The 11,164-nt window shown below is 67.9% G+C and carries 12 protein-coding genes; all 12 read right to left on the reverse strand.

Translation table 11 applies throughout. The features are described from left to right. Positions 1 to 42: 42 nt before the first annotated feature. Entirely contained in the window at positions 43 to 1,125 is a 1,083-nt protein-coding gene (locus tag MPLG2_RS06865) for a YhjD/YihY/BrkB family envelope integrity protein (RefSeq protein ID WP_105185485.1), read from the reverse strand. A 484-nt stretch (positions 1,126 to 1,609) separates the two neighbouring features. Beyond that, positions 1,610 to 4,462, reverse strand: a complete 2,853-nt coding sequence (gene gcvP, locus MPLG2_RS06870) for an aminomethyl-transferring glycine dehydrogenase (RefSeq protein ID WP_105185486.1) — start codon at positions 4,460 to 4,462, stop codon at positions 1,610 to 1,612. Positions 4,463 to 4,691: 229 nt separating this feature from the next. Then, on the reverse strand, positions 4,692 to 5,267 hold the full coding sequence (locus MPLG2_RS06875; RefSeq protein WP_269459175.1) for a MerR family transcriptional regulator: 576 nt from the start codon (positions 5,265 to 5,267) through the stop codon (positions 4,692 to 4,694). A 242-nt stretch (positions 5,268 to 5,509) separates the two neighbouring features. Next, entirely contained in the window at positions 5,510 to 5,983 is a 474-nt protein-coding gene (locus MPLG2_RS06880; protein WP_105185487.1) for a bifunctional nuclease family protein, read from the reverse strand. A gap of 8 nt (positions 5,984 to 5,991) precedes the next feature. After that, positions 5,992 to 6,693, reverse strand: a complete 702-nt coding sequence (ftsR, locus tag MPLG2_RS06885) for a transcriptional regulator FtsR (protein WP_105185488.1) — start codon at positions 6,691 to 6,693, stop codon at positions 5,992 to 5,994. Between the two features lie 6 nt (positions 6,694 to 6,699). Beyond that, positions 6,700 to 7,197, reverse strand: coding sequence for an FHA domain-containing protein (locus tag MPLG2_RS06890; protein WP_105185489.1), 498 nt, complete (start codon positions 7,195 to 7,197; stop codon positions 6,700 to 6,702). 74 nt (positions 7,198 to 7,271) lie between these two features. Beyond that, positions 7,272 to 7,652 carry a glycine cleavage system protein GcvH gene (gene gcvH / locus MPLG2_RS06895; protein WP_231935889.1) on the reverse strand — a complete coding sequence of 127 codons (381 nt, stop codon included), beginning with the start codon at positions 7,650 to 7,652 and terminating at the stop codon, positions 7,272 to 7,274. A gap of 96 nt (positions 7,653 to 7,748) precedes the next feature. Then, the gene (locus tag MPLG2_RS06900) at positions 7,749 to 8,633 is read right to left on the reverse strand and encodes a DUF881 domain-containing protein (RefSeq protein ID WP_105185491.1); all 885 of its coding nucleotides are present in this window, start codon (positions 8,631 to 8,633) and stop codon (positions 7,749 to 7,751) included. After that, complete coding sequence (locus MPLG2_RS06905) at positions 8,626 to 8,958, reverse strand: small basic family protein (protein WP_105185492.1); 333 nt, start codon at positions 8,956 to 8,958, stop codon at positions 8,626 to 8,628. The genes MPLG2_RS06900 and MPLG2_RS06905 overlap by 8 nt, the downstream gene beginning before the upstream one ends. Positions 8,959 to 8,967: 9 nt before the next feature. After that, a complete protein-coding gene (locus tag MPLG2_RS06910; protein ID WP_158680934.1) occupies positions 8,968 to 9,777 on the reverse strand; it encodes a DUF881 domain-containing protein in 810 nt (269 codons plus the stop codon). After that, entirely contained in the window at positions 9,774 to 10,406 is a 633-nt protein-coding gene (locus MPLG2_RS06915) for a CDP-alcohol phosphatidyltransferase family protein (RefSeq protein WP_105185494.1), read from the reverse strand. The genes MPLG2_RS06910 and MPLG2_RS06915 overlap by 4 nt, the downstream gene beginning before the upstream one ends. Before the next feature lie 186 nt (positions 10,407 to 10,592). After that, positions 10,593 to 11,159, reverse strand: coding sequence for an HIT family protein (locus MPLG2_RS06920; RefSeq protein WP_105185495.1), 567 nt, complete (start codon positions 11,157 to 11,159; stop codon positions 10,593 to 10,595). Positions 11,160 to 11,164 lie beyond the last annotated feature (5 nt).

Consider the following 11,164-nt stretch of genomic DNA (forward strand, 5'->3'; position numbering starts at 1 on the left):
GAAAGGGCTCCACCCCGCCGCGCCGTGACGCAGGCCTCGGGCTCACTTCTTGCGCACCGCCCGCGAGAACCAGCCCACGACGGCGGCCACCACGGCGCCGATGCCAACACCGGTCGCGGCACCGATCACGTAACCCGTACCCATGCCCACTTTCATCGCCTTCTGCGCAACGGCCTCGCGCACCATCGGCACCGGCGGTTCGGCGAACTCCGCCGGTGCGTCGACCACGTCGGCGGCCAGCGGCGAGCGCACCACGGGCCCGGCCTGCGCGGTGGCCATCCAGGCCGCGAGGTACAGAATCAACGTGGCGAAGATGTTGAAGAACAGCATCAGCACGATGATCGGGCCGAAGATCGACGCGGCCGCGTTGCCCGAGAAGGTGCCCCAGATCAGGGTGGCGCCGTACTGCAGCACCGCAAGGCCGACAGAGCCCAGCGCTGATCCGATCAACCAGTGTCGCGTCGGTATGCGCCGCGGCGCCGCCGCCGCGTACAGAAAGGCGAACAGCCCGAATCCCACCGCCAGCGACACCGGCACCGGTGCGGCGTACACGGCTGCCCTGGCCAGGTAGCTGTCGGCGACGCCCAGCCAGCCCAGAATCAGCTCAGAGAAGGTGGTGGCCACCGAGGCCAGCGCGAACATCAGCAGCACGCTCACCAGCACCACCAGCAGGGTGCCCAGGTTGAGCAACGTCTCGGCGGCGATGTTGCCCTTCTTCTCAGGGTCACCGAGGTCGGCCCGCATCTGGGCGCGAATGGCGCTCTTCAGATTCGCCATCCACGAGGCGCCCGACCAGGCGAAGATGCCCAGCGAGATCACCGTGGTGGTGGCCCAACTGCTGAGCGCCCGCTCCATCACCGCGACCAACTGGTTGCCGATCGGATTGTTCTGAAACTGGTCGGTGATGAGCTGCCTGATCCAGTCGAGCAGGTCGGGTCGAAAGACGGTCAGCACCATGCCCAGCATCGAGAACGCGAACAGCAGAACCGGCACCAGCGACAGCACCGAGAAATAGGTCACTGCGGCCGCGAACTGATTGCCCAACCGCGCGGTGAACCGCTCCTGCATGCGCAGCAGGTGGGCGATCCACGGTTTGGCCTTGAGGTTCTCGATCCACTGCGGCACCGGGCGTCCCTTCGTCAAATGGGCCCGATCAGCCTAGCCGGACGCCGAGGGGGCGGCGCACACCGTTCTGGGCGGGTCTGCACGGTTTGTGCGGTGAGCACGCGACTGCCGCACTGGCGGCCCCGCCGCCGTCAGCCCGTGACCCTGATCGCGCGATCACTTGCCCGGCGGTGCTGAACCGGATCGCGACTTCCGTCGGGGGCCCATGCTCGAACCGCCTGAGCCCACGCCGCCAAGACATTGTGAATCTGACCCCCGTCTGGGGTGGTCCATTTCACACCATCGTGTCGGTAACGGTTGGGGTGGTGGGACCTTGGCGGCCAGCATGCGCACGCGCTCGAGCGCCGAATGGCGCTACCCGGGGGTTTCAACAAGCTCGATCAGCGGTGAGCTACGCGGCCGTACCCGAGGTCTCGACACGCTCGACCCACGGCTGAGCTACTCGACGCAGCTCAGGTCTCGGCGAGCTCGACCAGCGGCTGAGCTACTCGGCGTAGCTGTCGATGGGCGGGCACGAGCACACCAGGTTGCGGTCGCCGTACACGCCGTCGATGCGTGCGCTGGCCGGCCAGTACTTGTTGTTCGCCCCCGTGCCGATGCTGCCCAACACCAGCCCGCCCGGGTAGACGGCCAGCCGGCGCGGGTACGGGTGCGGCCAATGGTCGGCGACCAGCCGGTTCTGGGTGTGCGGTGCGTTGTGCAACGGATTGTCGTCGGCCGGCCACTGCCCCGCCGCCACCGCGTCGGCCTCGGCCCGAATGGCGATCATGGCGTCGCAGAACCGGTCTAGCTCGGTCGCCGATTCTGACTCGGTGGGTTCGATCATCAACGTGCCCGAGACCGGAAAGCTCATCGTTGGCGCGTGAAACCCGTAGTCGATCAGGCGTTTGGCCACGTCGTCGACAGTCACCCCGGTGGCCTTGGTGAGCGGCCGCAAGTCGGCGATGCACTCATGGGCCACCAGTCCGTCGGCGCCGGTGTACAGAATCGGAAAGGCGCCACCGATGCGTTTGGCGACGTAGTTGGCGGCCAGCACCGCCGCCTGCCCCGACTCGCGCAGCCCGTCGGGCCCCAGCATGGCGATGAAGGCGTGGCTGATCGGCAACACGCCGGCCGACCCGAAGGGGGCGGCGCTCACCGGGCCGTACGACGTGACAGGCCCCGCCTCGGCCAGCAACGGATGATTGGGCAGGTACGGGGCCAAGTGCTCGCGCACCGCCACCGGACCCACGCCGGGCCCACCGCCGCCGTGCGGAATGGCGAACGTCTTGTGCAGGTTGAGGTGGCTCACGTCGGCACCGAAGCGGCCTGGCTGGGCCAGCCCCAACAGCGCGTTGAGGTTCGCGCCGTCGACGTACACCTGGCCGCCGGCGTCGTGCACCAAGGCGCACAGTTGCCTGATGGTGTCTTCGTACACGCCGTGGGTGGACGGGTAGGTGACCATGATCGCGGCCAGTGTGTCGCGGTTGGCGTCGATCTTGGCGCGCAGGTCGTCCAGATCGACCGAACCGTCGTCGGCGGTCTTCACCACCACCACCTTCATGCCGGCCATCACCGCCGACGCGGCATTGGTGCCGTGCGCCGAGGCGGGAATCAGGCAGACCGTGCGCTGGTCGTCACCGTTGGCGAGGTGGTAGCTGCGAATGGCCATCAGGCCCGCGAACTCGCCCTGGCTACCGGCGTTGGGCTGCACCGACACCCGGTCGTAGCCGGTGACGGCGGCCAGCGCGGCGCACAGCCGATCGATCATCACCAGGTAGCCCTGCGCGTCGGCCACCGGCGCGAACGGGTGCAGGTTGGCGAAGCCGGGCAGGCTGATCGCCTCCATCGACGTGGTGGGGTTCAGCTTCATGGTGCACGACCCGAGCGGAATCATGCCGCGGTCGAGGGCGAAATCGCGGTCGGACAGTGCCCGCAGGTAGCGCAGCATCTCGGTTTCGCTGTGCCGGCTGTTGAACACCGGGTGGGTCAGATAGTCGATCGCGCGGTCGTGGCCGGCCAGATCGCCCAGGGTCGCTTCGCACGGTGCGGCGACGCCGAACGCGGTGCAGACCGCCGCCAGATCGGCCTCGGTGGTGTCTTCGCCGACGCTGACGCCCACGTGGTCGGCGTCCACCAAGCGCAGGTGGACGCCGCCCTGGGCGGCGGCCTCGACCACGCCCTCGGCCCGGCCGGGCACGGCGAGAGTGAGGGTGTCGAAGAACGATTCCGACGCGAGCGGCGCGACAGGTGCCAGGGCCGCGGCGAGGCGTCGGGCCTTGTGGTGCACCTGTTCGGCGATGGTCCGCAGCCCGTGCGGGCCGTGGTAGACGGCGTAGAACGAGGCCGTCACGGCCAGCAGCACCTGCGCGGTGCAGATGTTCGACGTGGCCCGGTCGCGGCGAATGTGCTGCTCGCGGGTCTGCAGCGCCAGCCGTAGCGCGGGGGTGCCGTCGGCGTCGACCGAGAGGCCGACGAGGCGTCCGGGCAGCTGACGCTCCAGCCCTTCGCGCACCGCGATGTAGGCGGCGTGCGGGCCGCCGTAGAACAGCGGCACGCCGAAGCGCTGGGTGCTGCCCACCGCGATGTCGGCGCCCCACTCAGCGGGCGCGGTGATCATCGTGAGTGCCAGCAGATCGGCGGCCGCGATCACGGTGGCGTTGTTGTCGTGCGCGGTTGCGGCGATCGCCCGCAACTCATCAGCGCTGCGCAACGCCCCGTCGGCGCCCGGCACCTGCACCACGATCGCGAAGGCCTCGTGCGTCTGCAGCGCCTCGACCAGGTCACCGTCGACCACCACCACGTCGACGCCGGTCGCCAAGGCACGGGTGCGCACCACCGCCAGGGTCTGCGGCAACACAGCCGCGTCGACCAGAAACACCGAGCCCTTGCGGATCACCCGGCGGGCCATCGCCATCGCCTCGGCCACCGCGGTGCCCTCGTCGAGCAGGCTTGCCCCCGACGTGGGCAGGCCGGTCAGATCGCTGATCATGGTCTGAAAGTTGAGCAGGGCCTCGAGCCGGCCCTGGCTGATCTCGGGCTGGTACGGGGTGTAGGCGGTGTACCAGGCGGGGTTCTCGAGCACGTTGCGGCGAATCACGGGCGGAGTGATGGTGCCGTGGTAGCCGAGGCCGATCATCGCCCGGCGGGGACGGTTCATGGCCGCGTAGCCGGCGAGTTCGGCAGCGGCGGCCGCCTCGTCGAGCGCGGGTGGCAGGTCGAGTGCGTCCTGCAGCAGAATGTCGCCGGGCACGGCCGCCGCGGTGAGGGCGTCCAACGAGTCGAAACCGACCGCCTCGAGCAGTTTCTCCCGGTCGTCGCCTACGGCACCGATGTGACGGTTCGTGAAAACTGCCATGCGCGCTCCTGTAGTTGTGCCGGACGCCTCGTGAGCGTCTCACACAACCTATCTCAGCGTCGCTTCAGTCCCCCACATGCACGAGCCGGAGTGTGACCCCACGAGCAGGAGATCCCGGCGGCGTTCCTCCGATAATCGAGGCGGGGCTGTACCGGAGATCCCGGCGTGCGCCGGGACGACGTCTACAAGCCTGTTCGCGATCCGGGCATTGGCCGTGACGACGAGAAACTCAACCGGCGGCCCGGGCGCGTCGGCGCTGCGAGAGCTCGTCGGCACCGTGCGCCTCGGCTTGGGGCTCTTCGTGGACGCGTTCGCTGGGCAGAGCCGACAGGCTGCCTTCGATGTCGCGCCAGACGCCGCCCAGAGCGATGCCGAACATGCCCTGACCGCCGCGCAGCAGGTCGATGACCTCGTCGTCGGACGTGCACTCGTACACCGACACCCCGTCACTCATCAGGGTGACCTGGGTGAGGTCTTGCACGCCGCGGGCGCGCAGGTGGTCGACCGCGGTGCGGATCTGCTGCAGCGAGATGCCCGCGTCGATGAGCCGCTTGATCACCTTCAGCAGCAGAATGTCGCGAAAGCTGTAGAGCCGCTGGGTGCCCGACCCGCCGGCCGGCCGAATCTCGGGCACCACCAGGCCGGTGCGGGCCCAGTAGTCGAGTTGCCGATAGGTGATCTCGGCAGCACCGCAGGCGACCGGGCCACGAAAGCCGAGGTCTTCGGGCATCGGCGAGAAGTCGCCGTCGAAGAGCAGGTCCTGGGTATCCACGGGCTGTTCCGCCGCCTCGTCCAGACCGTTCACGTCGTCCGCCTTCGCTACCCAGGGTGTTCACCCGGCCGCGCCGGGTTGCTTGACCTGCACGACGCTAGAACCGGCGCGCTGCAATGGTCAACGACACGCCGCACTGGTTCTGCCCAGCCTACCAACCCTGAGGTTGTACCTCAGGGTTGCCGAGGGTACAGATCAATGTCTCGACAAGCCCTCTCCGGAAGGGTCTCGACCACAAGCCCAGCGAAGGTCTCGACAAGCGCGACCAACGCGGGTCAGAAGTCGTCGGGGTTCACCGAGTCGAGAAACTGCCTGAACTGCTCGACCTGGTCTTCGCTCGGCGGCTCCTCCTCGTCCTCGACGAGGGGTACCACCCCGACCGCGTCGAGCACGGCCTCGGCCACCTTGATCGGCACGCCCGCGCGCAACGCCACCGCGATGGCGTCGGACGGTCGGGCGTTCACCGGACGTCCGTCGATGATCAACTCGGCGTAGAAGACTCCCTCTTGGTGGCCCACGATGTGCGCCACCGACACCTCGCCGCCCAGGGAGTGCACCAGCGCCAGCATCAACTCATGGCTCGACGGGTGATCGGGGTCGGCCTCTTGTAGCGCGGTGAGAATGCCGGCGGCACCGGCTGCGCTCATCCAGATTGCGAGCTGCCGATCCCCCTCGACCTCGGCGAGGATCAGCACCGGCGAGCCCTCGTCTTCGTCCAACCGAACCTCTACCACCGTCAACTCGCGCATCAGGGCACCTACTGGGGCATCGTCGATCGCATGATGGCGGCATGCGCGTGCATCACCAGTTGCATGACCTCTTGGGCCAGTTGCTGGGGGGATTGGCTGCGGCGCAGGTGCGGCGCGATGGCCTGTTCGATCAGCCCGACCTCGCGTTCGGCGGCCTGTTTGACCACCCGCAGGTGCCGGGCGTCCATGCCGTACGCGGCCAGCTTGCGAGCCGCGACGGCGACTGTGAGTGCGTCGCGTCCGTAGTAGACGGTGCCGCGCCGCGGGCTGACCAGCGCGTGTCGTTCGAGCTCGGCCAGGCTCGCCTCGGAAAGCCCGCTCAGCTCGAGCAGTTCTCGCCTGGTGACTCTGATCGGACGTTTGGCGCCCCGCTGCTGCGGCACGGCGCCGGCCGCATTGGGCAACGGCACCTCGATGGCCGCTGCCGCCCCGGTGACAGGTTCGAGCCGGGGCGGGTCCTCGCCGCGATCCATCGCCTCGAGATGCTCGCGAATCACCTTCAGGGGCAGGTAGTGCGACTTCTGCACGGTCAGGATGTAGCGCAGCCGGGCGATGTCGGACTCGGCGTAGCGCCGATACCCCGACGGCGCCCGCTCGGGCGCGATGAGTCCTTCACTTTCGAGAAAGCGGATCTTCGAGATGGACACATCGGGAAAGTCCGCCTTCAAAACCGAGAGAACCTGCCCGATGCTGCGTAGTCCGTAAGGCATGTGCCGTCAGTTCGTATGGGTGAAGAACAGCATGCGGAACTTACCGATCTGCACCTCGTCGCCGCGGCGCAGCGCGACCGGGCCGTCGATCAGGGTGCGGTTCACGTAGGTGCCGTTGAGGCTGTTCTCGTCCTCGACCCAGATGTGACCGTCGCGCCTGGTGAAACGCGCGTGGTTGCGCGAGACGGTGATGTCGTCGAGAAAGATGTCGCAGCGCGGGTGCCGTCCGGCCGTGGTGACGTCGGAGTTGACCAAGAACCGGGCACCGGCGGCCGGCCCCTGGCGAACGATCAGCAGGGCAGAGTTGGGCCGCAACTGGTTGATGGCCGACACGTCGTCGGCGCTGAGGTCTTCGCCGGTGATCTCTTCGGGGCTCTCGACCGCAGCAACGACCCGCGTGGTGTCACCGGTCGACTCGTGTCCGCCCGCCAGCGAGTGGCCGCAGTTGGTGCAGAAGTTGTTGGTGTCAGCGTTCTCGTGTCCGCAAGCGGGGCACCTGATCATCGGCCAGACCTTTCTGCACGAATGCCGGGTTGGGTTTGGTTGGCTTCAGGCTAAGCCAGAGGTTGACGGTTCGCCTACTCCCCCGCCAGTTCGGCGTAGGCGTCTGCATCGAGAGTTTCATCGAGCTCGGACGGATCGCTGATCTCGAGCTCGAACATCCACCCGTCGCCGTAGGGGTCTGAGTTGATCACTTCGGGGGTGGTGTTGAGCATTTCGTTCACCGAGGTGATCACGCCCGAGGCGGGCGAGAACACGTCCGAGACGCTCTTGGTGGACTCGACCTCGACGCACGCGTCGTCTTTGGCCACCTCTTCACCCACCTGCGGCAACGACACGTACACCACGTCGCCCAGGGCGTCCGCGGCGTATGAAGTGATGCCGACCCTGACGGTGGAACCGTTGCCACTGCGCACCCACTCGTGCTTGTCGGTGTACTTCAGATCCTCGGGAAACACGGCGGACTCCTCAACTACGGCACGGATGCTGGTTCGGGTGCAATGCACCCTGGCGCAAACACTACCCATAACGGGTGACGCGCACGCGCCCGTCGATCAGGCGGGCTTGGCGAACTTTCCGATCGGCGGGCTGACGACCGCCTCGATCGTCACCTTCGGGTCGCTGACGATGCTGACCGTGCCACCGACCCGCGAGTTCTGCACCTCGCTGACCAGGCCGCCCGAGAACCGCAGCGCCTCGGTGAGCGCGTGCGGCTCACCGATCACGTCGATCGAGATGGGAGCGGTGATGGTCTGGTCGTCGACCACGATGCCCCCGCGCCCGCTGGCGAACCAGGTGGACGCCACGACGCGAACGGTCTGATTGATCGCGATCACCTCAGCGCCCGCGTCGCGCAACTCCTCGATGGTGTTGAGCAGCAGTTCGGGGGTGACCTTGTGATTCGGATCGTCGATCACCACCCTGATGCCAGAGCCCTGTGCGGGAGCGGTGCCCCCGAGGATCGCCAGCACGTCGAGGCGGCGCTGTGCCTCTTCGCGCGCGACCCGTTCGCTGTCGGCGCCGCTCTGCAGTTGGCGCTTGGTCTCTTCGAGTTGGGCGATCTCGGCCTCCAGCCGACGGCTCTCGGAGTTCAGGTCGTCCAGCAACTGCACGAGATCGGCGCGCCGCATGGTGGAGTAGTCGGTCTGCTGGGCCTGGCTGCGCACCTGCATGGCCACGCCGAGCCCCAAGATCAGCAGGATCGCGGCGAACACCACCTGGGCGCGGCCGGGCTTGACGAAGTCTCGGACGAGCTCACGCCAGTCCACCGGCGGGCGAGGGTCGGAGCCGTCCGGCTGGTCGAGCTTGTCTCGCTTGCTTTCGACAGGCTGGTCGAGCTTGTCGAGACCCTCGGCTTCGTCAGGCTCAACCGACTCGGTTTCGACAGGCTCAACCGACGACTCCTCGGTTGCGCCGTGCTTGGGCTCGTACTCAGGCATGGAACAACGCCCGCCTGATCGCCGCCGCGTTGGTGAAGATGCGAATGCCGAGCACCACCACCACGGCCGTCGACAGCTGCGCCCCCACCCCGATCTGGTCGCCCACCCACACGATCAGGGCGGCGATCAGCACGTTGGACGTGAACGACACCACGAACACCTTGTCGTCGAAGACCCGCTCCAGGTAGGCGCGAAAGCCGCCGAACAACGCGTCCAAGGCGGCCACGATGGCGATCGGCAGGTACGGCTGCAGGCCGACGGGCAGGGTGGGTTCGAGGTAGATGCCGAGCGCGATGCCCAGAATCAGGCCGACGATGGCGAACAAGGCACCTCCTCAGGGCTTCGTCTGGGCGACCCTGAGCCCTAGGCCGGGGTCTGCCTCCAGCCGCAGATTACCCGCCGTGCTCAGGTCGTACCGAATGCCGTAGTTCTGCTTCAGGTACGCCCACCATGCTCCCCCACCCGTGGCGGGAAAGGCCCGCAACAGGCCGTCGGGGTCGCCGATCGCTTCGATGTGGTAGGGCTGGGTGAGCGACCGGTAGTCGACGGTGATGGCGTCGCCCGCGCCGCGAATGGCGGTGCGCGACGACAGCCGGTGCCCGTTGACCGCGATCGCCTCGGCACCTGCCTGCCACAACCCGTTGACCGCTTGCCGCAGATCGACATCGACCACCTTGCTGCCGCTCGCGACCGGGCTCTCGGCGTCGTCGGCGACCAGCACCACGCCGGGGCCGGTGACCGCCTGCATGCCGGTGGCCGGGGCGAGCGCGTCGATCTGACGCTGCACCGCGACCGCCGCGGGATCGTTACCCAGCGCTGCGTCCGACAGTGCCTTGTTCTCGGCGTTCAGCGTGGCCACTCGCGCCCGCAGGGCGTCCGAAGCCGCGTTGGCCTGCTCGATGCGCTGCACCAACTGTTCGCGCTCCTGCTGCTCGGCGGGCGCCGCCCTGAGTCGCTCCCCCACGGATCCGCCGATCATCAGCCCGATCACCACCGTCGCCGACGCGACGACCCACCAACGCCCGCGGCGGGGTGCGGCGGTGCGGTAGCCGGGGTCGAGGGCGTCGCGCGACAGGTCGGTGAGCAGGTTCATGCTTTCGTCGACCCGACGGACGGCCCTGAGGGCCCGGGTGCGCGGGCTCATCCGGTGACCGCGGCCGTGGTCGAGGGACGATCACCCTTGCCCACGGGCGGAAATCGGCGCAGCACGTCGAGGGTCTGGCCGAAGTACATCAACCCGGCGCACCAGTAGAGACCCGCTCCCCACAGCGCGAAGGCCCAGCCGATCACCCGGAACCACAGCTGCCACGGTTCGGGGCCGGCGCCCAGCAACACCATCGGAAAGGCGTACAACAGGCAGAACGTGGCCGTCTTGCCAAGAAAGTGCACCGGTAGGGTGACGAAACCCCGGCGGCGCAGCAGCGGCAGCACGACCGCGGCCATCAGCACGTCACGAGAGACCAGCAGCAGCACCATCCACCACGGAATGATGCCGCGAATGGCCAGCCCGATCAGGGTCGCCAGAATGTAGAGCCGGTCGGCCAGCGGGTCGAGCACCTGGCCCAGCTTCGAGCGCTGGTGGTACTTGCGGGCGAGGTAGCCGTCCACCCAGTCGGTGGCACCCAGAAAGACCAGTGCGGCCACGGCCCACAGGTCGTACTGCCGGGCGAGCAGTAGCCAGAGAAACAGCGGAACACCCAGCAGCCGAATGAAACTCAACACATTGGGCAACGTGACGATGCGCTCGGTGTCGTACGGCTCGCCGGTGGTCACCGCCCCAGACTAACGCCGACGCCCCACGCGACCCGGTTGACGAGACCGGCGGGCACCACCAGGATCGGCGGACGCAGGGACGTGAGCCGTAATGGGGACGGTTCTAGATTCTGGCTCAGAGAGCCCTCCCTGAGCCAAAACGAGAACCGTCCCCTGAGCCAAAACGAGAACCGTCCCCTTTACGGCTCACGCGGCGCTCGACCAGGCGTCGGCGAGCAGGGCGCGGGTGTCACCCAACAGTTGCGGAATCGCCTTGGTCTGGGCGATCACGGGTAGGAAGTTCATGTCGCCCTGCCACCGCGGCACGACGTGCTGATGCAGATGGGCGGCGATGCCTGCCCCGGCCACGTCGCCCTGGTTGATGCCCAGGTTGAAGCCGGCCGGACGGCTGACCGAACGGATCACCCGCATGGCTTGCCGAGTCAGCGCCGCGATCTCGTGCGACTCGGCGTCGGTCACCTCGGTGTAGTCGGACACGTGCCGGTAGGGGCAGACCAGCAGGTGGCCGGGCGAATAGGGGTACAGGTTCAGCACCACGTAGGCCGCCTCGCCGCGATGCACGATCAGCCCGTCGTCGTCGGATCGACCGGGTGCTCGGCAGAACGGGCACTGACTTTCGGTGGCGTCCAGCGGTTTGTTCTCGCCGCCGATGTACACCATGCGGTGCGGCGTCCAGAGCCGCTGAAACGGGTCGGGCACCCCGGGGCGCTCGCCGCTGGGCTCGACGGCGGCGCGCTCGGGGTGATCGGTCATGACAG

The organism is Micropruina glycogenica, assembly GCF_900289045.1.
In the GTDB taxonomy this organism is placed as follows: Bacteria; Actinomycetota; Actinomycetes; order Propionibacteriales; family Propionibacteriaceae; genus Micropruina; species Micropruina glycogenica.